The organism is Alishewanella longhuensis, assembly GCF_014653435.1.
GTDB lineage: Bacteria > Pseudomonadota > Gammaproteobacteria > Enterobacterales > Alteromonadaceae > Alishewanella > Alishewanella longhuensis.
In genome coordinates this window covers 681,602-704,224 of sequence record NZ_BNAO01000001.1, presented here as the reverse complement: position 1 = coordinate 704,224, position 22,623 = coordinate 681,602, and the positions used below count along the sequence as shown (strand labels likewise).

Sequence of the window (22,623 nt, the reverse complement as noted above, 5' to 3'; positions counted from 1 at the left end):
TCAATTACTGCGAATGGCGGCCAATTCGGTTACTGATAGGGAGATTCGATATTAAACAGAGTGATACAAAAGAAACCATTTTGTTAAAGGCGTTTAATTTATGATTCAGCGTGGTGGTAAGAGTTGAGAGCAACCACATTGGTAGCTAATGGGGAGATGAGCAAAGCCATGGTAATACGTTACCAGTATAACGTTACACTGGTAACGAAACTGGTAAGGTAGTGAACCAACATGGTGGTTAAAGCGCAGAAAATGCGGTGGTATTTGCTTGCAAGCGGAGTCTCATAATCGATCGGTCGCTGGTTCGAGTCCAGCTGGGGCCACCATTTTTAAAGGCTTGTTGTTTTACCCTACTTCCTGAAAATAGCTCGGTGCTACCTCTGTGCTACTGCATTGTAGAATTTTACCGTCAGTACTGCAATTCACCACTCAGAACTTAACTAAACCTAGAAGTTCTAGCTTGTAAGCTCATTAAAGTTACAGCCATTAAAACAATGGTTGACGAATCAGTCTGTAACTTATATATTATTGGTAACAACGGCTTCCTCCTGAACTTAGGTTCGTAAGAGTGGAGGCCTTTTTTTTGCCTTAATTAAAGGAATTTATCTTTTGGCAGAATTAGTAGCTTACCGAAAACCTCACAGAAGTAGCTCAGAGCTTTGCGATAAACTTCTGGAGCAAGGACTGACGATAGCTAATCGACGTTTTGCTGAAGACATTCTTGAGAAATGTAGTTATTACAGATTTAAAGCATATCTAATCCCATTTCAACAAGCCGATAAGAGATTCTACCCTGGAGCTACTTTTGAAGCAGCTCATGACATCTATATGTTCGACAGCAAACTACGCTCTGAAGTATTTCGAATTATTGCTTCTGTTGAAATTGGTGTAAGGAGCTCCTTTGAACAATGGATGACTACTAAAACTCAAAACCTTTTCTGGTATCTGGACACGTCACTCTTTGAAAATAGCGATAGCCATATCAGAACAGTTAATAACGTTCGAAATATGTTTGTCGAATCAAAGGAGCTATTTGCTGAGCATTTCCGCAACAAGTATTTTAATGAGTATTGCCCATTTTACAGAGATTTACCTCCGGGGTGGGTCGCAATTGAATTAATGACATTCGGCAATCTCACCAAATTAATGGCGGGAGTGACTGAGGAATCGATCCAAGCTCTTAAATTAAACAGGTATGCAAAAACTTTAGGTGTTCAGAAATTTAAATCATTAGCGTCATGGATGGCCACTCTTCAGGAAGTTCGGAACCATTGTGGGCACCATATGCGGCTTTTTAACCGCAATCTAAAGTCCCCGACAGCTATAAAAAGTATCTTATCGCCCGATATACCACTCATTAAAACCAAGCATAAAGAAGATACCAGAGAAATCGAACAACTTAATCGGCTATATACAGCAATAGCTGCACTCCAACATTTATATACCAATCTGGGATACACTGAAAAACTCGGTCCAATATTGGCCTCATTATTTCAACAATACCCGTCAGTATTTCAGTTCCATGCTTCCATGGGTTTTCCACAAGAGTGGGAAAAAGAAACTATTTTCTTCTGATTTAAAAGACAGCGCATGCCAGTTCTTAAGAAGAACAGCTCAATTTCATGAGCTGCGCGTGTGGGGACCACACGACTATCCTCGAAGACTACAGACGATAAACCCTAACGTCTGATGGATTACGCGCCTCCTGGGTCGTTCCCAGATGCACCATAGCTCTATTTCAGCACCCAGGTGTGGGCCGACACTATCGGTGACGAATCGCGGCATGCGCTGTCTAAAATATATTAATCGATTTGCAATACATTCCGCTGGAAAAAGGTAGGGTGAACTTTCCCGAGCTTTTTTTTGAGCAAATCGTGACAAGTATTCAGATCATAATCAAGTTACTTTAGACCTTGCAATTACAAACTTATCGACTATATATGTACTGGTAATAGGTAAATTAATTATGTTTTGAGGAGCTAGCCACTATGAGTATCAAACCAGGACCAAAGCCAAAAAAGGATGACGGCACACCGGATAAACGACGCCGTGTGACGCCAGAGAATCAACCCAAACACCCTGATTTAAAACCTCACGAACATAAAAAATAGAAACAACATTTTAGACTCTGGCTTCAGAGTCTTTTTCACACCCGTCAATTACGTATCAACAAGAAAATTTGGCATGCCAAATTTCTGCAGACGCTTTTGCTATAGTATGTTTAATCTGAGTAAAAAATATACGAATAAGAAGAGAAACAAATCGGCGTTTTTCAAGCTAGTTGTCACCATTGACCGTTTTAAGCGACCTGTTTTTCTATCTGTTTAGTCTGCTGTTTTTCAGGATTCAGCGTTGTCGGTCCCACTGGTGTGCCGTTCCTAACCTCGCGGTTTCCCCAACGACTTGGGTTAGCTGCTTTTGCGGCTTCAATTCGTTCTTTGCGTTGGGCCAGTATCGCAACATCCTGCCCTGTATGGCGCTGATGTGGCGTGACGAACCGCAACTTACTGTGCTTATGCTCGTAGTTGTACCACCGCGTAAACTTCAGTACCCATCCCCTTGCTTCATCAAGGCTTTTAAAGCCTGCTGATGGCCAGTCCGGCCGATATTTGCAGGTTCGGAACAGTGACTCTGCAAACGGATTATCGTTGCTCACCCGTGGCCTGCTGTACGATGTCGTCACACCAAGCTCATACGCTTTCATCCGCATGGTTTGCGATTTCATTGGCGCACCGTTGTCTGAATGCAGTACCACACCACTGTGTAAGCACTTTTCCCGGATAAGCGTTTGCTCAAGCAGCTTTGCTGCGTTTTCTCCACTTTCCTGTTCAAACACTTCACAGCCCACGATTTTCCGACTGAACAAATCCTCTAGCATATACAGGTAGTAAAACTGCCCACGAACCGTACTCGGTAAATAGGTAATATCCCAGCAAAAAACCTGGCCTGGCCCTGTTGCGGTAAATGTCGTTGGCAGTGCAAAGCCCTTTGGCGCTAAGCTTCGACCACGATGATGCAGCTGGCCAAAAGCTTTTAGTACCCGATAAAATGTTGATTCAGAACCATAATATTCATCTTCATCCAACAGGGTTGGGACAATTTGCGATGGCGGCAAGCTAGCAAACTTTGGCCAATTACACACCTCGATAATCTTCGCTTGTTCAGCTTCCGTCAGCTTATTCGAGGGCGGTGGACGAACCGCATCCGGCCTTTGATCAGCGGTGATCTTGCCATCCCGATACCAGCGCCGATAGGTGCGCAATGTAATGCTAGCTTCTTCGCAGGCCAGAGGAAGTCTCGCTCCAGCCAGGTTCGCTTCCTGTATCAAGTTCACACATTCAGTGCGCTCTGAGACCAAGGTCAATCGTCCTCGTTGTCGTTCTCCCAGAGCGCATTTAACTTTTTTCTGAGCACCAACAATGCTGCGGTTTCAGCCAACGCTTTTTCTTTGCGCCTCAGTTCGCCTTTTAACTGTTTGATTTCTTTATGGTCGGCCTGGCGCTGTCGCTTAGCCTCCAATTCCTGCTCGCGGGAGCTCATAAACCCTCGGAGTGCATCGGCTTTCCAGGCTTTTACCTGATCAACAAACAGGCCTTTTGCGCGACAATACTCGCTCAATTCAGCTTCATTTAAACTGGCAGTTTCAAGCACAGTGGCAAACTTAGCTTCTGCTGACCAATGTTCTGAGGTTGGTTTACTTCCGGGCACAGGACGACCTTGTTGTTTGGCTTTATCCCGCCAATTATACAAAGTTTGCAGCCCAATCCCTTCGATTCTTGATACTTCTGCTACGGTCATATTCGAAGGAGGCAGTAACTTATTTAAAATCTGCTGCTTACGCTCTTCACTGTAACTCGGCACAATTAAGCCTTAACGCCCCAACTGGTTAAATTTTAAGTAGTGACAACTATCCTGCCAGAGCGGGCATTCAGCTACAGTATTTTGTTCGTAACAGTTATGGCACCGAATCGAATCTTTCAACAGTCACAATTGCTATCAAAGATACAAGTGTAAAACCTGAACAACCTGCCAGCAAAGAAAAATCAGGCGGAAGTCTGAGTTTATTCGTAATATTTTTAACAATGATTCTATTGCTAAGAGCGCAAGTACGATCTAGCCGCGAACTCACATAAAACACCTTCACGCGGGCATGGAAAATATTTTTCGTGCCCGAGTTTTTCTTATCACGGGATTACCATGAATTATGGGAGAAGCCCACGAGCTACCCAACTGGGTTGATAATTGTCGCTTTTAACCATGAAATTGTCGCGCATGTGCAACCTGACTCTAGCAGTTTCATTTAAGTTACTGGAAGTAAAGAATAAAGATCCAGCAAGGGTCTATAGATGAAAGGGATACCTTATGCATATATATGAAAACTTTACTTGTTATTATTGCACTCTCGCTAAGCGCTTGTAGTAAGACAAGCAATCCTGAAGACTTCGGAAAAGAAATCTTTCTATTACTAAAATCGCAAAATATGGATAAGCTTTCTGCACTTGCTCCCACAGAGGATGATTTTTATTTAATGCTGGCTAAGCGAAATGAGCATTCAAATGAATTCGCCGGATTAACCCCATCAGAAATTGCTAAGCACGCCGCACTTTTGAAAAGTGAAATCAAAAATAATACAGAAGAAATCATTTCTTTTGGTAAGTTACATGGTGGTTGGAATAGTTCATCACTAGAAAAAGTTGATGTTCGGCATTTTGATGATCAGCATAAAAGCAGTGAGTACAGTTCGTCAGCTGCGATCGTTCTTCATATCAACTTTAATTCAAAACGCTACAAAATTGTGTTTAATAATCTGGTACGTGCTGAACGTGGGTGGTTTATTATGGAGCCTCCCAAATGGGCAGGGTTGGAATATGATCCACAATTCGAAAAATTATTGGGAAAAACGACAAAGCTTCATCGCGGACAGCTATTATCCTGTTTAGATTTGGACTCTTTGATAATCGTCGAAGCCATACATGCCGTTGAAAGTGAACGCCACAATGTTATTAAGCTTTTTAAAGAAGGTAAGTGCGATATAACAGAGTTGAGTACAGGACTGACAGTTACGATTATAGAGCTTAGTAAGCATTACAGTAGCGATTATTTAAAAGGAAAATCAAAGGTTCCTTTCGATTATATAAAAATTAGCTATGAACTGGATGGAAAGAAGCAAGATAAGTGGACTTTTGGCCATTCAATACTGCCTTTACCACAGTAACTAAATTAATTTTTTACCAAGAATACTGTTGCTAAACGTAGCTTCCTCCGTAGATATAAGACTACACTGGAAGCTAACTGTACGAAGCAGCATAAGCTTGTATAAATTCTGATGGCGATTGCTTGAAAGTCGATTTAAAACTTCGACTGAAATGGCTGGATGATGTAAAACCGACTAAATCTGCAACTAACGCCACCGGCTTTCCTTTTAACAACAAATCTTTAGCTCGGTGTAACCTATACTCACGGATGTACTCCGCTGGAGTCTGATTAAGCATCGCTTTAAGTTTACGTTGAAGTTGGCGCTCACTCATTGCCAAGTTCGATGCTAACAGAGTGGTATCCAGCAAGGCATTTGCGAACTGCGATGCTAGATTGTGCTCTAAAGCTGTCAGGAATTTTATTTCCCGCTCTGGCAGAGCATTTTTCAATCGATCGACAGGTAAACGGCCACCATTAGTTAAAACAACACGGTATCGTGTCTGTACCAGATTGCGTATTTTAAGCAGTAATTCCGCAGCATTAAAAGGCTTTGTCAGATAATCAACGGCACCTAGCGTTAGTGCGTCGATTTTGGTTTCAGTGGCCTTTATACCGGATAAAAACATCACCGGAATATGACTGGTACTGTCCTGAGTCGAAAGCTCTTTTATCAGGCTTAAACCATCTAGCTCTTGCAGCAGAACATCAGTAATAATCAGGTCTGGAATATCACTAGTAGCGGTTTTTAATGCTTGCTTACCGTTAATTGCTTCTAACACTCGATAATCTGACTGCAGCAATTGCTTTAAAAATTCCCTAAGCTCATTGTTGGGTTCAACTACAAGCAGCAGCGGATGAAAACTGTCAGCTTCGCTGCTGAACCTAGCTAACTCACCAAGGTTATATTGATTGATTTGACGCTCAGCTGGTTGTTCACCGTTAACTAACCGCTGTTCAGCAGGCAGCATTATCTTAATTGATAGGCCAGCAGCAGATTCAGTAAAATTAATATCGGCATTAATAGAACACATAAGTTGCCGAAAGTGGTGGTTATCAATGTCTGCGTGGGCTTTGGAGCTGGCACCAGAAATAACAACAGATAAAGATACACTATCTGTATGAGCTTCACCGGAAACTGCTACGTTTGACGATCCACAGTGATTAAGTATATTCAGTAACAGATCGTCAATAGCAGCGTTAAATACTGTCAAATCGGCACATATCATCGAACAGCAGCTTAGATCCCAAATCAATTTTCCTTTAACGTTAGCAAATATCGGCTCGTAGGCAATTAAATGCTTAATAAGTTCATCTTCTGCAATAAAGTGTGGTGAATGGGTTCTTTTAGTTTCTTTAGTCGCCCCCAGATAGCGTAATGCTGGAGAGCCAGTAAACCTGTACGTCATTTCAAGTTTTCCGGTTTTTGTTATCGTTCTTATCCTGAATCTTGCTATATCAATAGCACCGGTAGCAAACCAACGCTACAAAAATTCATGTCAAACTACCACATAACCGCTATACAACCTCTGCAAAACACCATGTATCGCTACAATATTCCCTAATAGCAACAATTGCTCGGAACGGTAAGCTGAGGATTTATAGGTGTACCCGAAGCAGACATACTTACACTACATAACTAATACTATTAGTTAAAAGGATATTCAGTGCATAAGCAGGAAAGTTTTCTTAATACCTTAGAACAGTGGAGCTTGGGAACGGGTACCACATTCAACCAGCTCGCTGCAGACGAGAAATGGAAGATACTCGGACCAGCTAAATAAGCTAAAACTTGTGATTTAACTAGTTTTCATAAATTAGTTGTCAAACCATTTAATAAACGGTTAGCGACGCCACTTAAACACGGTAACTGTCAGATAAAATCTAAGCTTGCATCCCTACCTTGCTTTACTCGCCAGCCGGCGGGCTCTTTCTTTTACAAGCTTAACGCTTAGCCAAAAGCGGATGCTTTTACGCTGAAAACAGGCTAAATTGAAAACATATAATCTATTGAATTTAAACAACTGTCATACAAATGGCAGGTGACAGTTTATAGACTGTCACTACTCTGTCCTCACACTAGCTCAGACAAAAGCGCTTAAATCACTGTGGTCAAACACAGGAGAATAAATATGAACATACCTAAAGAAGCCAGCATAAGTTTTTTTGATTGTGGCGAACATACCATTAAAGTCATCGCTTCCTTTACCAGCGGTAAAGAATATGTTTTTGTTGATGACCAGCTCGTTTCTGAAAAACGCAGCTTTCGCTTCAAATCGGAACACACTTTTATGCTGGATGGTCAACAAGCCATCATCAAGGTCAGTATTGCCAGCCTCATGCGTGGGCCCTATCTCATTGAGTTCTGGTTAGACCAACAACTCATTGATTCCGACGAATGGGATATGAAGCGCATTATGCAGCATGTCAAACAAGCCCAAGCGGATATTCCGCGTTGGAAACGTGTGGCCTCTTTTATTATCGTTGTGACCTTTTGTGGTGCCTTAGGGGCCTTTGTTGGTTTTAGCCTGGCAACTTTTTTAAAGGGGTAAACTATGCAGTTAAATACCACTTTGATACGCCAACTACGAGCAGATAAAGGCTGGACACAACAGCAACTGGCCGATATTTGTAATCTTAGTCTTAGAACCATTCAACGGGTTGAATTACATGGCATTGCTTCTTTAGAAACCAGTAAAGCACTTGCGGTTGCATTTGCAATAGCGCGGCAACAATTGCAGCAAGAAGACCCCATAGCGGAGCAGCAAGCGAGGCATTATGGAGTACCGGTTTGGGTTCCAGCGGTTACCTTTATCGCTGGCTCACTCGTTGGGCCGCTACTCCTATTAATTTTAAACCGTTAATTTAACCGCTAAGCTATCTAAACCTACTACTCTCAAACAAAGGCGTTGGCGTAGATAGCTTATAAAAAATACCCTCTAATCCGCATTTAAAATTTTTATTTAGCTGTTACACTCGGTGTAGAACAATAAACCAGCAGTGGAACAATTATGAGCAACCCAAAGTTTAGACTTGTCACGCGCAGTGATTTTGATGGCCTGGTCTGTGCGGTATTATTAAAAGACTTAGATTTAATTGACGATATTTTGTTTGTGCATCCCAAAGATATGCAAGACGGCAAAATTGCTATCACAGATAAAGATATCACCACTAACCTGCCGTATGTTGCCGGTTGTCATCTGGCATTTGATCATCACCTAAGTGAAACGGTGCGCAATAGTAGTGACATTAAAAACCATATTATTGATGCCAAGGCGCCTTCAGCGGCACGCGTGGTTTACGATTATTACGGTGGCCAAACCAAGTTCCCGAACATTTCTACAGATATGATGGATGCGGTAGATAAAGGCGATTCGGCGCAGTTTTCTAAAGATGAAATCTTAAACCCGACCGATTGGGTATTACTGAATTTTATTATGGACGCGCGCACGGGTTTAGGTCGTTTCCGTGACTTTAAGATCTCGAACTATCAGTTAATGATGAAGCTGATAGATGCCTGTAAAGACCACTCTATTACGCAAATTCTGGCCATGGAAGATGTGGCTGAGCGCGTAGCGCTGTACCATGAACATAATGAACTTGCCAAAGCACAAATTGAACGCTGCAGCACTGTACATGGTAACTTGGTGGTGTTAGATCTCACGGCTGAAGAAACCATATACGCCACCAACCGTTTTGTCATTTATGCCATGTTCCCGGACTGTAATATTTCTATCCACAAAATGTGGGGCTTAAAACAACAAAATGTGGTGTATGCGATTGGTAAATCTATCACCAATCGCAGTTCTAACACGAACGTGGGCGAGCTTTGTTTAAAATACGGCGGGGGTGGCCATTTAAATGCCGGCACCTGCCAAATTGCCACCGCACAAGCCGATGAGGTGCTGCAAGCGTTAATTGCTACCATACGAAGTGATGGCTAACAGCCAGTCATTGCGCTTTGCAGCAGTGCGGCCTTATCAAGCACCTCAATATCCAGGGGGTATCCAAGCCGCATCATAGCGTTATAAGCCCGCTTTCGTTACCAGGTTAATCTTTGCGGGCTTGCTACTCCTACATTTAGTGAACTGCAATGCCCTCTTGCCTAGTACGATTATCCTAAAAATCCCTCGCTTTAGCTGATCACCGCTTGTGTTGCTGTTGCAACAGGTTATGTTAGTGCCAACTTTATTAAATTTACGAGGCACTATGAAATTTTTGGCTCTAAGCGCTCTAACGGCGGTACTTGGCTTTAGTCCATTGCTTCTGGCAACCCCTGCCACTACCCCGCTGCAAGCAGAAGATATTTTTAAACTGGCAGCTGCCAACGATATACAAATCTCGCCTGACGGCAAACTTATTGTTTATGTGCGCCAGCAGAACGACATTATGACTGATCGCACCCAAAGTAGCTTATGGCTGCTTGACGTCGCCAGCGGCCAGCACTACCCACTATTTGCCGATAAATTTAGCTATAGTCAGCCGCGCTGGGCCCCCGACAACAACCGTATTGCCTTTGTTTCTGACCGTGACGGCAGCTCACAAATCTATGTACATTGGTTAAAAGAGCAAAAAACCGCAGCCATCAGCCAAACACAATTACGGCCGGCACAAATAAGCTGGTCGCCAAATGGTAAGCAAATTGCCTTTACCGCTGAAGTTACCGCTGCCACCACCGATTTTGCTAAAAGCGTTTATCAGCCGAAAAAACCTGCGGGTGCCAACTGGTCTGCCAGCCCCATTGTGGTGGAACGCACCTATTACCAGGCCGATGGCCGGGGTGTTATGCGTTCTGCTTACAATCAATTATTTGTGGTGCCAGCTGAAGGCGGAGTTGAGCAGCAACTTACCGATGGGCCTTACTCACATCGCGGGCCTTTAGTCTGGACTAAGGATAGCCGTGCCGTAATATTCTCTGCGAACCGCAGCGCTGATTGGGAATACCAAAGCCGTCAGGCTGACCTGTATCAAGTTACTATCAATGGCCAACAATTAACGCAACTTACCAGCCTGGATGGCCAGGAGAGTGAACCCGCGTTATCGCCCGATGGCAAAACCCTGGCCTTTACGTATGTTAGCCCGGCAGCCATATCGTATAGCAATAGTAAACTTAAACTTTTAGCACTCGATTCAGGCCAGATCACGCCATTAGCAGCAGCGCTGGATCGCAGTGTTGAGAGCCCGAACTGGGTGAACAATAATACCCTGGTGTTTCAATATGCCGACCAGGGGAAAACTAAGGTCGCGCAAATCAGCACCCGTGATCGGATGCAGGATTTAGTCGATGATTTAGGGGGTACCTCGCTGGGACGCCCGTACTTAAGCGGTATGTATAGCGTGGCACAAAATGGTACCTTGGCCTATACCCAGGGCAGTAGCCAGCGCCCGGCCGAGGTTGCCGTTTTTACGAACAAACGTAGCCGCACCCTTACTGCACTTAATAGTGGTTTGTTGGATCAACGCACCCTTGGTGAGGTACATGAGTTACGTTATACCTCCAGCGCCGGTAATGAAGAAATCCATGCCTGGTACATCACTCCACCCAACTTTGACCCAACCAAAAAATACCCGCTTATTTTAGAGATCCACGGTGGCCCGCATTTAGCCTATGGCCCGCAGTTTGCGGCGGAACTGCAGCGTTATGCTGCAGAAGGTTATGTAGTGCTGTATAACAATTATCGCGGTAGTACCAGCTATGGCGAGCGTTTTGCCATGTTGCTGCATTATAACTATGCGTCTGAATATGATTTTCAGGATCATATGTCAGGGGTAGATGCCATGCTGGCGAAAGGCTTTATTGACCAAAATAATCTGTTTATCGCCGGTGGCTCAGCAGGCGGTATCGCCACCACTTATGCCGTTGGCTTGACGGATCGGTTTAACGCCGCAGCCGCAACCAACCCGGTAGTAAACTGGACCTCAAAAGTACTGGCAGCCGATAGCTATGTCGGGCAAATTCAAAATCAGTTCCCAGGCAATCCATGGGAGCATCAGGCACATTACTGGCAACGCTCACCACTGTCTTTAGTCGGCAATGTTAGCACGCCGGTATTGCTGTTTACCGGTGAGAAGGATCGCCGCACGCCAATGGCTGAAACTGAACAATACTATCAAGCACTCAAGCTGCGGCAAGTTGATACTGCGATGGTACGGGTACCCGATGCTTATCATGGCGTAACTAACAGACCCTCCTGGATGATTGCCAAGATAGAGCATGCTTTAGCCTGGTTTAAGCGCTATCGCAAAGATCCTGCCTAAATTAACGCGGCGCCGCCCCTTGCCGGCGCCGTTGTTTATCCTGATACATAGCAGCATCTGCCTGGCTTAACAGCGTGTCTACATCACTGCTGTCACCCGGGTGCCGAACGACAATGCCTATACTTGGCCCCTCATAGAGCAAAGTGTGTTTCGGCAAATAAAAGTCACCAGAGCATAGCTGGCGGATCCGTTGCTCAAGCTCCTGACACTGCACCTCAGAGTGCTCAGTTAGCTGACAAATCATCACAAATTCGTCTCCGCCCTGGCGCGCAACAAAGTCGCCTTTACGCAAACCACTGTTTAACTTGCGGGCAAATTCTTTTAAAAAGTCATCCCCAGTTTCATGACCATATTGATCATTAATGGCTTTAAATTTGTCTAAATCGACGAATACCACGCAAAAATGTTGCTGCTGCCGCTCAGCCCGTGCTATTTGCCGCTGCAACTCTTCTAATAAATACCGGCGATTAGGTAAACCGGTAAGGGGATCATGCAAAGCAAAATAAGAAAACTGCTGATTAAGAGCAACTAACTGCTGATGTTCATCCAGCCGGGCGGCCAGCAGCGATAACGCATTACTAATACTTAATAGCAAAAGCTTATTGTCTACAAAAGTAGAGTCGCGGCTATCCACGACTAACAAGGCAGCCACAATCTGCTGCTGTGCATAAATAGCAACTACCAGGCCATTATTATCCTGTGTCAGCGTAGCGGAAAACTCGGTAGGCAAAGGCATAACATGATGCGCAAGCTGCGAAGGTGCAAGCTGGCTAAACCAGTTCGTGAGTAACGATTGCCAGGCCACCCCATTCACCGATAAGGCAATAAACTCTTGCTGCTGCATTTCAAAAGGCAGGACCTGCGGCCAGTAGCCACTTTGTTGCATAACGCTGGCAATTTGCATAACCGCTAAACTTAACGATTGCGCAGCGACGCAAAGCTCACTTACTGTGGCCAGTAACTGCACCCGCTCTAATTGATATTCTGCGGCATCTGCTCTGGCATGCGCCGCAGCGTTGGCACTTTCCCGGTTTAGCTGATGGCTAATAAGATCTGCGCAAAGTTTAATAATCTGTGTTAACTCAGGCCTGTTATGCAAACCATGGTGTTGGGTACTGGCACCACATAAGGTGCCTACCAACTCCCCCGTGTTACTGCAAATGGGTACGCTAATGTAGGTTTTAATGCCAAGCTGTTTTGCAGCCTCTGAATCGCCCCATACCTCGGCAACATTCTCAGTAACAAAACACTGACTCTGTAGCGCCCTCTTACATAAGGTATCATGCCAGGGTACTGTTAAGCCTTCAGGCAGCTGCAACTCGCCGGCGTTATGCACCATATCAACACGCTGTAGCCCTGCCAGTTCATCGATACTCGTCAGGTAGGTTGATTCTAAACCGGTAATTTGTTGTAGCAAGCCCAGCAAAGGCCTGGTTAAGCCCTCTAACGAATTAGCATTAGCAACAAATTGCGCTAATTGCTCTAGTTGTCTATCCATTTTTCACCCACTGCGTGTAAAAGGTACTGCATTAGCAACAAGACTAAACGCTTACCGTCTAAGTAACTACACCTAAGCTTAGCTTTTGTTAACAACTTTACCAGTTCAATCGGCAAGACCACCTATACACAGATATTTTAAATCGGTGTAATCGTCTAGCCCATATTGCGAGCCTTCGCGGCCATAGCCCGATTGCTTAATACCGCCAAAGGGCGCCGCAGCATTCGAGATAATGCCTTCATTAATCCCTAGCATACCAAACTGCAGTGCCTGCGCTACCCGAAACACCCGACCAAGATCTTTACTGTAAAAATACGCAGCTAAACCATACTCGGTCGCGTTGGCGAGGGCGATGGCGTCTGCTTCATCACTAAAACGTATGATAGGTAAAACCGGGCCGAAGATTTCTTGTTGTACTAGTGCCATTTGTGGCGTAACGGCCGTTAGAATTGTCGGTAAATAAAACAAGGAATGTGCGGTCAGGCGTGTACCACCCAGTTGCAGTTGCGCGCCCTTAGCAATAGCATCAGCCACCAACTGCTCAACTTTTACTAGTGCTTTTTCTTCAATCAAAGGGCCCAGTTGTGTGCCAGCAGCAGTCCCTACGCCAACTTTTAAGGCGGCGACTGCGGGTAATAATTTTGCTAAAAATGGCGCCAGCACCCTGTCGTCGACCAACACTCTATTAGCACAAACACAGGTTTGGCCGCTATTGCGAAACTTAGCGGCTAGCAATCCCGTTACCGCAGCATCTAAGTCCGCATCGGCAAAGACGATAAAGGGTGCATTACCCCCCAGCTCCATTGTCACGCGTTTTACGCCCTCAGCGCATTGCTGCAGCAATTTTTTTCCAACAGCCGTAGAGCCGGTAAAACTAAATTTATTCACCTTTGGATGCCGGGTTAACACCTCGCCAATACCCTGAGCATCGGTGCCTACCAGCACATTAAACACCCCAGCCGGTATACCGGCCCGATGCGCTAACTCGGCGCACGCTAAAGCCGATAGCGGAGTTTGCTGAGCGGCTTTTACCACGAAACTGCAACCTGCTGCCAAGGCGGCAGCGGCTTTACGCATTAACATGGCATTAGGGAAATTCCAGGGAGTAATAGCCGAAACTACACCGACAGGCTGGCGCTGCACTAAAATACGTTTATCGCTACTTGGGGCGGGGATAATACTACCATAAAGGCGTTTGGCTTCTTCGGCAAACCACTCCAAATAGGAAGCGCCATACCGGATCTCCGCTTCAGCTTCATGCAGCGGTTTGCCTTGCTCTAAGGTCAGTAATAGCGCCAGATCGTGCTCATGCTGACTAAACAGCTGCTGCCAGCGCTTTAACACCTTGGCACGCTCCGCTGCAGACAAGGCTGCCCAAGCAGGTTGTGCCGCAGCTGCTGCCTCTACCGCCTCTGTAGCGTGCTCTGCACCTGCAGCAGCAACGGTTGCTAGCAAGGTACCATCTGCGGGGTTATAAACAGCAAACTGCGTTTTTGCCTGGGTATACCAAGCACCATTAAGGTAAGAAGCGGTTTTAAGCAGTGTCGGATCTTGCAGTGGCAACATGGGGCATCCTCTGATTAGTCGCCCTATTTAACCATGTTCCACTGCTTTGAGAAACCCATACCAGGTTTAGCAGCAGTGCCGCTAGCGCTTATACTGTGTTGGGCAATAGGCGCGGTCAATCTCAGGATTGCGCAATTTTAAATGCTTGGTTTTACGCCCACTGACTCTGGCCCGCCATAACCGAAAGCTGCTAGCTTTGAGTTCAGCGCGCATCAGTTTAATCACCGCACTTTCATTTAAGCCAAATAAACGCTCAATCGCTTCAAAGGGGGTTCTGTCTTCCCAAGCCATTTCGATAATGCGAGAGCGCTGTTCGTCGGTAAAATCCGTCATAAAGTATTATTCCTCGGCAATAGCGTACGCTTGAAGTAAAGATAACGGCGCAAAACTTAGCGCGCGTTCATGGCACGCCGACAATTTCAGTAAGGGCGCAGCGCCGGCTTGCTCTGCTTCCAACCAGCGCACGGCGCATAAGCACCAAAAATCACCAGCTTGTAAACCCGGAAAATCCCATTCTGGTTTAGGGGTAATTAAATCATTCCCCTGCTTTAAGGTGTATTCTAAAAATTCTTCAGTAATCGCTGCGCATAACACATGGCTACCCGTATCTGCACCAGAGGTACGGCAATAGCCATCACGAAAATAGCCCGTTCGCGGGTTAAAGCAGCACGCAGCTAACGCCTCACCCAGTACATTTTTATCCATGTTAGCCATCCTGTTAAACTAATACCTTGCTTTAACGTATACACTTAGCAAATCGATTGCTTAATACAGGAATTTTTATGCGCGCTTTTACCCTTTGCCTGGCTTTTCTGGGTGCCGTACTGCTCAACGGCTGTACCAGTGTGCCAGATAAGGTTACCCCCGTAACGCCGTTTGAACTAGAGCGCTATTTGGGTACCTGGCATGAAATAGCCCGGTTGGATCACTCGTTTGAACGTGGGTTAACCCAGGTAACAGCAGAATACAATATGCGTGAAGATGGCGGTGTAGCGGTGCTTAATAAAGGCTATGAGGCGGCAAAAGAGCGCTGGAAAACCGCAGAGGGCAAGGCCTACTTTGTTGGCGACAGCAATACTGGCCGCTTAAAGGTGTCATTTTTCGGGCCTTTTTATGGTGGTTATAATATTGCCAAGTTAGATAACGATTACCAGATTGCACTGGTGGTCGGCCCCAATTTGAAATACGCCTGGTTGCTCGCACGCAAGCCTCAACTCACTCAAGCTGAATGTGCGCCTTATCTGGCAGAAGCAGAGCGCATTGGTATTGCAGTAGAAAAGTTAATTTGGCTAAGCGTCTGTAACTAAAGACTAGGGCAGATAGCGGTAATCCCTGAATGTTAGGGTGTAAAACTAACACCCTCCAACTAAAAACGCCGACAGCTGCCGGCGTTTTTAGTTGATGTGAGCCTAAGCGGTCAAAGGCTTAACATTGCCTAACAACGCTGTGCTTAAGCCTTCTCTGGAATGCGCTCTAGCACCGCCAACAATAATTGCCAGTACTGGCCTACCGTTTCAATATTCACCATCTCATCCGGACCATGTGGATAACGGATGGTTGGGCCTATCGATACCATGTCCATTTCTGGATAGGGCTTTTTAAATAAACCACATTCTAAACCGGCATGGATCACCATAATCACCGGCTCTTTGTTATAAATATCCTGATAGGTGTCTTTAACAATTGCCATCACCGGTGAGCTTGGATCCGGCTTCCAACCCGGATAAGCCCCGCTAAACTTCACGTTCACTTTCGCCAACGCCGCTAACGAGGCGAGCATCGACTCTAACTGCTCACGGCCAGAATCAATTAACGAGCGAATTAAACACAGTACCTGCACGCTGTCGCCCTGCGTTGTGATCACCCCCAAATTCAGCGAGGTTTCAACCACACCAGCAATATCATCACTCATGCGCATTACGCCATTCGGGCATACGTTGATCAGATGCAGCAGACTCTGCTGCGACTCAGTGCTCATTACCTGAGACGGTAAAATGGTTTCGGTGACAGCCAGCTTTAACGCAGGCTCAGTCGCTGAGAGTTCTTGCTGCAATAACGCTTGATATGCTGCTGCTTTCTCTTCCAGCAACGCTCTTTTATCGGCAGCCAGGGTAATCACCACTTCTGCTTCACGCGGAATGGCATTGCGTAGCGAACCACCGGCAATTTCACTGACTTTAAAATCCAGTTCGCTGGCCTGTTCCACCAAGAAACGCGCTAACAGCTTGTTAGCATTACCGCGACCTAAATGAATATTCACGCCAGAATGGCCACCTTTTAAGCCACTGATAGTTAAACGGTAAGCCTGATGCCCAGCAGGCAGCGGCTGCCATTGCATCGGCACAGTAAATTCGGCATCTACGCCGCCGGCGCAGCCCATATAGATCTCGCCTTCCTGCTCAGAATCGGTATTAATCAGGATCTCCGCCTCTAACATGCCCGCTTCTAAGGCAAAGGCGCCGGTCATTCCGGCTTCTTCGTCAACCGTTAACAATACTTCCAGTGGGCCATGTTTTATCTCATCGCTACCCAAAATGGCCAGCGCAGAAGCCATACCAATGCCGTTATCGGCTCCCAGGGTAGTGCCATTGGCTGTTACCCAGTCACCGTCGACATAAGCTTCGATAGGATCTTTAGTAAAGTCATGTTTTTTATCGGCGTTTTTCTGCGGTACCATATCCAGGTGTGCCTGGATCACCACGGTTTTGCGGTTCTCCATACCTGCTGTTGCGGGTTTTTTGATAATCAAATTGCCCACTTTATCTTCCAGCACCGTTAACCCTTTATCACGCGCCCAGGCCTGAATATGACGGCTTAGTGCCTGTTCATGCTTAGAGGGATGCGGAATAGCACAAATTTGCGCAAACCATTGCCACAACGGCTGCGGATATAAACTGGAAATAGCGGTCACAGTAACTCCTGATTACAACTCTGGAAAAATTTTACGGAGTTTATCATAGCTAGCGCAGGGCGAAGAGACCCGCCACAGCAGGCAGTTGGAGACTGGTCGCAAAGTGTAAAAACTACACTACAGGGGTATAAAATAGTTGCCAATTATCCAAGTAACATCCACAGCGCCACGGCAAACATTAGACTAGCGGCAATCCGGTTTAGCCACTGCACTTTACTTTGCTGACGCAGCAAAGACGCCAGCGCTTTACCGCCACTGGCGTACAGCAACATAGATAAAAATTCGAGTAGCAAAATAATCAGCACCAGCACCAATAGCTGTGGCCAAAATGCCAGTTTGCTGTCGATAAAGGGCGGCAACAACGCCATATGAAAAGCCCAGCCTTTAGGGTTAGACACCGCCGTCACAAAGCCCTGACTAAACAAGGTGGTTCTGGGCATCAATTGCGGCGAAGCGCCTAACTCGGGTACTGCCAGTTTGCCTTTAGCCCGCCACATTTGCAGGCCAATATAGCCAAGGTAGCAGGCGCCAACAATCTTAAACCACTGAAACACTGTAGGAAATTGCAGCATTAGCGCTGCTACGCCCAGCACTGCCGCCATGGCCACTAAGCCAACCCCCAGCATTTCGCCCCACATCATCCAAAAGGTGCGGCGTACACCCTGGCTCATACCCAGTGTCATCGCCAGGGTCATGCACATGCCAGGCGTTACTGAGACAAATAAAAAAGTGGGAATAAAAGCGCCCAGCAATGTGAGATTAACCATAAGCACCCCAACCAATAAGAGCGCTATTTTGGCTGCTTAGGCTAACGACAGCAATAGCTTAAGGCGTTTTTATCCTAACTTTTTACGCAGTCTTCGCGTAGCCTGATTTGCTTAGCTCGCTAATTGGTTAGCCAAGTCATGGTTCACGTCACGATGTCCGGCTTCATCTGCCCGCACGGCAATAACCACATCACGTAATCTGGCATCAGCCGGTAGCTGCCAGTAATCTATAGCAATTTGCGGCGCGGCAATATTGTCGATAGCGCCGCTATCTATCTCTGCCAGATAACAGCTATAGCTAAACACCGCTTCTTCTTCAAAGTAGCCCACTAAGCGGTGTGCTGTTTTAGCCGAAAAAATATAAAGCAATAAAAAGCCGCTAAAAAACAGCCCCTGTGCTAGCAGTATTAATAACCGTTCAAACCAGTTTGGTTTGGCGATTTCAATAAAGGTCATCAGGTGCATTCGCTCGTTTTCGGCTTCGTCCAGCAATGTGCGGATCCAGCCATGATCATCTTCCATCCGGCGTAAACTGCGCATATGACGTAACATACCGGCGACCATACCGGGCACACCGGCTACCGTTTCCAAAATCACCGCACGGTGGCCGTAGCGTTTGGCAAAAAAGGTATCAGCGCAAAAACGCAGCATTTTGGTTAGGCGCAGCGCAATACGATCCGATAAATTCGCGGGTTTATGATGCTTGGCCAAAGGATCAGACGGGTTAAGATAATCTTCCGACATCAGTAGCTCCTGTTGCTGTATGGCTAAGCAGTATAGCTAAAAGTAACTGAACCCAGGCTTTTATGGTGTAATGCTTTGCAGAGCTGTTATGCTACGACTACTTCGTTTAGCTGTGCGATAAAAACCTGATGAAAGTCATTGTTAAAAGTTTATTAAAAGGTCTGGCGATTGTTTTGCCACTGGTTATCACTATCGAGCTCCTGCGCTGGCTGCTACTAACGGTTGAAACGGTATTAACGCCGGTGCTGCAAGTCGTCTTACCGGGTGAATGGTACCTGCCAGGTATGGCAATATTGGGGTTTTTAGGCGTATGCACCGCCATTGGCTATAGTGCGCGCTGGCCAAGTTTTAACTGGTTGTGGCAAGTGCCCGGCAAGGTTTTAATGAAGCTCCCCGGCACCAAACAGATCTACGGCATGCTGCAAGACATTATTGACGTGATGTCCGGCAAAAACTTTACCGATGGCTCGGTAGTGATGGTAAAGCTACCCTCCTCTGAAATTGAATTAATTGGCATTGTCACCAAACAGGGCGGACAGCCGGGCGATCGTATGTCTTCACTGATGCAGGAAGAGCAACTGGCGGTATTTATTCCAATGGCTTATAACGTCGGTGGCTATACCATCATCATCCCGCGCAGCTGTACCCGTAACATTGATATGAAACCCGCCGAAGCCTTGCAACTGGTCCTCAGTGGTGGCTTAGGTAGCAGCAAAGCGCCAGGGGCCGCAAAATATTAAATGCTTTTAGCTATCAACTCAGGGCACATTGGTGCACTGCGTCAGCACTGTTATACTAAAATATCAAATTACAACGGTATGGATGAAAATATGCGCTTTCTAAGTCGTCGGCTAGTTATGCAAGGTGATTTAAATTATGCCAATGCGCTGTTTGGTGGCAGGGCACTGGAATGGATAGATGAAGAGGCAGCGATTTACGCTATTTGCCAGCTTGAGACCAATAGCCTGGTTACCAAGCATATGGGCGCCATCAGTTTTGAGAGCCCCGCTAAACTTGGCGATGTGGTCGAGTTTGGCTTGGCCACCAAAGCCGTTGGCAGAACCTCGATTACCGTAAGCTGCTTAGTGCGCAATAAAGCCACTAAAAAGACCATCTGCTTTGCCGATGATATTGTGTTTGTGAGAGTAGACGCACAAACGCAACGGCCAGAACCACACCATAAAACCCTGGAGATGTTGCAAACGCAAACAGTAAAAGAGCTGCGTACCTTAAATCTGGATCTGGAATAACCCGTTATCGTTTACGCAGTGTTTAAACAACAGCTGTACATTAGCGCTTTTTTGTTACAGGAGACGCATTATGTCAGGCAATACCATTACTCTACATCGGGTCTTAAAGGCCCCGCCAGAGCGGGTGTATCGCGCCTTTTTAGAGCCTGAGGCGCTGGTAAAATGGTACCCACCGCACGGTTTTACTTGTCAGGTATTCAGTATGGATGCCAGGGTTGGTGGTGGTTATAAAATGGCTTTCACTAACTTTAGCAGCGGCAAAAGTCATAGCTTTGCTGGTACTTTTTTAGAGTTAGTGCCCAATAGCCTGATCCGCTTGAATGACCAGTTTGACGATCCCATCTTACCCGGTCAAATGCAGGTAACGATCCGCTTAAAGCCAGTACTAATAGGGACAGAACTGACGATTGAGCAAAGCGGTGTGCCAGAAGCCATACCGGCTGAATTCTGTTATGCTGGCTGGCAGGAATCCTTGCAATTGCTGGCGCTGCTGACCGAGCCCGACATCCCGGATCAACCTTAATCAGGCCTGATCCGGCTGAGTAAAAAAGCCGGACTCACCCGGCTTTCAAAAATAAGAATCTGTAAGAGTACTGAGCTACATTTATCGCTGCTCTTGAGATCGCAGTAAAATAGATTATAATTTCGCCGCAGTCCCCACTTTTTGGAGCACCACATCGAAATGAACAACTAAATCCTGATTAGCCGTCAATATTATTTTTTGGACTTATCAGGGTTAGCGGGTTTGTTTCGGTTGGGCTTTCAGCAGCACTGCCCTAGCTATTCTTATTACCCGCCCCCTGAGTTATCGGGAGGCTTTATGACCTTATACCACTTTTCCCCTTGCAGCTTTAGCCTGGCGAATGGCGATATACTGTACCGTGATATCCGTTTGTCGCTGGATAGCGGCCTAAGTGCCCTAATTGGCCGTAATGGTATTGGTAAATCGCTGTTGGCAGCGCAACTGGCCGCGCAACAGCCAGCAGATTGCTATTTGCTGCCACAACTACCACCAACGCACTGGCAGCAACTTCGGCTGGCCGATCTGCTTGGTATTACCCCTATCCTTAACGCCCTGCAACAATTGGCGAACGGGCATTGTGATACTGGCTCCCTGAGCCTGATTGACGGGCATTGGCAACTGCAAGACGACCTTTGCCATGAACTGCAACAGATTGGTGCAACGCCGGACCTGTGGCAAGTGTGCAGCAGCTTAAGCGGTGGCCAGCTTAATCACCTGCGACTCTGGTGGGCCTTTTACCAGCAGCGGCCACTGCTTATTCTGGATGAACCCTCGAATCATCTGGACTCAGAGGCACGCTTTTGGCTAAGTCAGCGTATTGCGCGCTTTTTGGCCCGGCCAAAAACCGCCATTTTGCTGATAAGCCATGATCAGGCACTTCTGCAGCAAGCCAGTGTGTTGTATGAATTAACCAGTATCGGCTTACACCGCTATGGTGGTAACTACGCCTTTTATCAGCAGCAGCGCCAGTTACAACACACGGCTTTGCAACAGCAACGCCAACAGGCAGAACGTAATCTGGCGCAACAACAGCGCCAGGCACAAAGCGCCGCAGAACGCGCTGCTAAACGGCAGCAACAAGGCGAAAAGCGGCGTGGCAGTCAGGCAACGATACTGCTGGACTACCAAAAAAACCGCGCCCAAAGTGCCGTATCAGCAAGGCGCACGCAAGAGCAACATCAGCTAAAGCAGGCGCAGCAACAGCTACAACAGGTAAAAGCGCAGCAAGAGATCATTAAACCGCAGCAGTTTTACCTACAGGCAACGGCAGCAAACAACAATAAGTTGTGGGTCAATGCCGTGGCTCTGCAACTGGCATACGGTAATCGCCAGCCGCTAAGTTTTAACTGGCGCAACAAGCAACGGGTGCATTTGCAAGGCCGTAATGGCAGTGGCAAATCGACCTTACTGCAAACCCTGGCGGGCCTGCTCGCACCTGCGGCAGGTCAATTGCAACTAAACTGCACTGTGCACTATCTGGATCAGCACTTTAGCTTGCTCAACTTTAGCCAAAGTGCCCTGGCTAACCTGCGCCAATACTGCCCACTTATCAGCGAAACCGCCGCCCGCACCTTATTAGCCAGCGCCGGTTTACGCGCCGATAAAGCATTACAACCCGCGGGCGTATTAAGTGGCGGCGAACGTATGAAGCTGGCCATGCTTATGGTCAGCCAGCATAACGATAGCCTGCTGTTATTAGACGAGCCGGATAATCATCTGGATTTAGAAACCAAAACCTTGCTGGCAGAAGCGCTGTATCACTATCCGGCAGGCTTTGTGGTGGTAAGTCACGATCAGCACTTTATCGCGCAGTTGGGTATCGACACGGTATTGCAAATTTAAAAGCGTAAAACCAAATGCAGTAGGGCTGACAATAACTGCGGCCGCATAAAAAAGCCGGATTACTCCGGCTT

The 22,623-nt window shown here is 46.5% G+C and carries 21 protein-coding genes; 12 read left to right on the top strand and 9 right to left on the bottom strand.

Going from position 1 to position 22,623, the window contains the following annotated elements; translation table 11 throughout:
* Nucleotides 1–609 precede the first annotated feature (609 nt).
* Nucleotides 610–1,575, top strand: a complete 966-nt coding sequence (locus tag IE163_RS02960; protein WP_189430001.1) for an Abi family protein — start codon at nt 610–612, stop codon at nt 1,573–1,575.
* Between the two features lie 413 nt (nt 1,576–1,988).
* Nucleotides 1,989–2,111, top strand: coding sequence for a hypothetical protein (locus IE163_RS17920; protein WP_268248609.1), 123 nt, complete (start codon nt 1,989–1,991; stop codon nt 2,109–2,111).
* Between the two features lie 188 nt (nt 2,112–2,299).
* Here IE163_RS17920 and IE163_RS02955 read toward each other — a convergent pair.
* Nucleotides 2,300–3,861 (bottom strand): IS3 family transposase gene (locus tag IE163_RS02955; protein WP_189429999.1). Its coding sequence is split into 2 segments (ribosomal slippage): nt 2,300–3,393 and nt 3,393–3,861, totalling 1,563 coding nucleotides; the frame shifts between segments, so codons are not numbered across the junction.
* Nucleotides 3,862–4,372: 511 nt separating this feature from the next.
* On the opposite strand from IE163_RS02955, the gene IE163_RS02950 reads away from it, so the two are divergent.
* Nucleotides 4,373–5,215 carry a hypothetical protein gene (locus IE163_RS02950; protein WP_189429998.1) on the top strand — a complete coding sequence of 281 codons (843 nt, stop codon included), beginning with the start codon at nt 4,373–4,375 and terminating at the stop codon, nt 5,213–5,215.
* Between the two features lie 73 nt (nt 5,216–5,288).
* Here IE163_RS02950 and IE163_RS02945 read toward each other — a convergent pair whose 3' ends face one another.
* Complete coding sequence (locus tag IE163_RS02945; protein ID WP_189429996.1) at nt 5,289–6,602, bottom strand: response regulator transcription factor; 1,314 nt, start codon at nt 6,600–6,602, stop codon at nt 5,289–5,291.
* 723 nt (nt 6,603–7,325) lie between these two features.
* On the opposite strand from IE163_RS02945, the gene IE163_RS02940 reads away from it, so the two are divergent.
* From IE163_RS02940 to IE163_RS02925, 4 genes are all read left to right on the top strand, one after another.
* Nucleotides 7,326–7,745, top strand: a complete 420-nt coding sequence (locus tag IE163_RS02940) for a hypothetical protein (protein ID WP_189429994.1) — start codon at nt 7,326–7,328, stop codon at nt 7,743–7,745.
* 3 nt (nt 7,746–7,748) lie between these two features.
* Nucleotides 7,749–8,057 carry a helix-turn-helix transcriptional regulator gene (locus tag IE163_RS02935; protein ID WP_189429992.1) on the top strand — a complete coding sequence of 103 codons (309 nt, stop codon included), beginning with the start codon at nt 7,749–7,751 and terminating at the stop codon, nt 8,055–8,057.
* 147 nt (nt 8,058–8,204) lie between these two features.
* A complete protein-coding gene (locus IE163_RS02930) occupies nt 8,205–9,137 on the top strand; it encodes an exopolyphosphatase (RefSeq protein ID WP_189429990.1) in 933 nt (310 codons plus the stop codon).
* A 265-nt stretch (nt 9,138–9,402) separates the two neighbouring features.
* A complete protein-coding gene (locus IE163_RS02925; protein WP_189429988.1) occupies nt 9,403–11,451 on the top strand; it encodes a S9 family peptidase in 2,049 nt (682 codons plus the stop codon).
* 1 nt (nt 11,452) lies between these two features.
* On the opposite strand, the gene IE163_RS02920 is transcribed toward IE163_RS02925, so the two are convergent.
* From IE163_RS02920 to IE163_RS02905, 4 genes are all read right to left on the bottom strand, one after another.
* On the bottom strand, nt 11,453–12,949 hold the full coding sequence (locus IE163_RS02920) for a sensor domain-containing diguanylate cyclase (RefSeq protein WP_189429986.1): 1,497 nt from the start codon (nt 12,947–12,949) through the stop codon (nt 11,453–11,455).
* Between the two features lie 105 nt (nt 12,950–13,054).
* Entirely contained in the window at nt 13,055–14,515 is a 1,461-nt protein-coding gene (locus IE163_RS02915) for an NAD-dependent succinate-semialdehyde dehydrogenase (RefSeq protein WP_189429984.1), read from the bottom strand.
* A gap of 81 nt (nt 14,516–14,596) precedes the next feature.
* Nucleotides 14,597–14,848, bottom strand: a complete 252-nt coding sequence (locus IE163_RS02910; protein ID WP_189429982.1) for a TIGR03643 family protein — start codon at nt 14,846–14,848, stop codon at nt 14,597–14,599.
* 6 nt (nt 14,849–14,854) lie between these two features.
* Nucleotides 14,855–15,220 carry a DUF2237 family protein gene (locus tag IE163_RS02905; RefSeq protein ID WP_189429981.1) on the bottom strand — a complete coding sequence of 122 codons (366 nt, stop codon included), beginning with the start codon at nt 15,218–15,220 and terminating at the stop codon, nt 14,855–14,857.
* 77 nt (nt 15,221–15,297) lie between these two features.
* On the opposite strand from IE163_RS02905, the gene IE163_RS02900 reads away from it, so the two are divergent.
* Nucleotides 15,298–15,822 (top strand): lipocalin family protein, encoded by a 525-nt coding sequence (locus IE163_RS02900; protein WP_189429979.1) that lies wholly within the window; start codon nt 15,298–15,300, stop codon nt 15,820–15,822.
* Between the two features lie 143 nt (nt 15,823–15,965).
* Here IE163_RS02900 and IE163_RS02895 read toward each other — a convergent pair whose 3' ends face one another.
* From IE163_RS02895 to IE163_RS02885, 3 genes are all read right to left on the bottom strand, one after another.
* Complete coding sequence (locus IE163_RS02895) at nt 15,966–17,426, bottom strand: aminoacyl-histidine dipeptidase (protein WP_189429977.1); 1,461 nt, start codon at nt 17,424–17,426, stop codon at nt 15,966–15,968.
* Nucleotides 17,427–17,569: 143 nt separating this feature from the next.
* Nucleotides 17,570–18,193: a LysE family translocator gene (locus IE163_RS02890; protein WP_189429975.1), complete on the bottom strand. Its 624-nt coding sequence runs from the start codon at nt 18,191–18,193 to the stop codon at nt 17,570–17,572.
* Between the two features lie 111 nt (nt 18,194–18,304).
* Nucleotides 18,305–18,937: an alternative oxidase gene (locus IE163_RS02885; RefSeq protein ID WP_189429973.1), complete on the bottom strand. Its 633-nt coding sequence runs from the start codon at nt 18,935–18,937 to the stop codon at nt 18,305–18,307.
* A 128-nt stretch (nt 18,938–19,065) separates the two neighbouring features.
* Between IE163_RS02885 and IE163_RS02880 the strand changes: the two genes are divergently transcribed.
* From IE163_RS02880 to IE163_RS02865, 4 genes are all read left to right on the top strand, one after another.
* The gene (locus tag IE163_RS02880; RefSeq protein WP_189429971.1) at nt 19,066–19,677 is read left to right on the top strand and encodes a DUF502 domain-containing protein; all 612 of its coding nucleotides are present in this window, start codon (nt 19,066–19,068) and stop codon (nt 19,675–19,677) included.
* A gap of 90 nt (nt 19,678–19,767) precedes the next feature.
* Nucleotides 19,768–20,187, top strand: a complete 420-nt coding sequence (locus tag IE163_RS02875) for an acyl-CoA thioesterase (RefSeq protein ID WP_189429969.1) — start codon at nt 19,768–19,770, stop codon at nt 20,185–20,187.
* Nucleotides 20,188–20,257: 70 nt separating this feature from the next.
* Nucleotides 20,258–20,710 carry an SRPBCC family protein gene (locus IE163_RS02870; protein ID WP_189429967.1) on the top strand — a complete coding sequence of 151 codons (453 nt, stop codon included), beginning with the start codon at nt 20,258–20,260 and terminating at the stop codon, nt 20,708–20,710.
* Between the two features lie 297 nt (nt 20,711–21,007).
* A complete protein-coding gene (locus IE163_RS02865; protein WP_189429965.1) occupies nt 21,008–22,552 on the top strand; it encodes an ATP-binding cassette domain-containing protein in 1,545 nt (514 codons plus the stop codon).
* Nucleotides 22,553–22,623 lie beyond the last annotated feature (71 nt).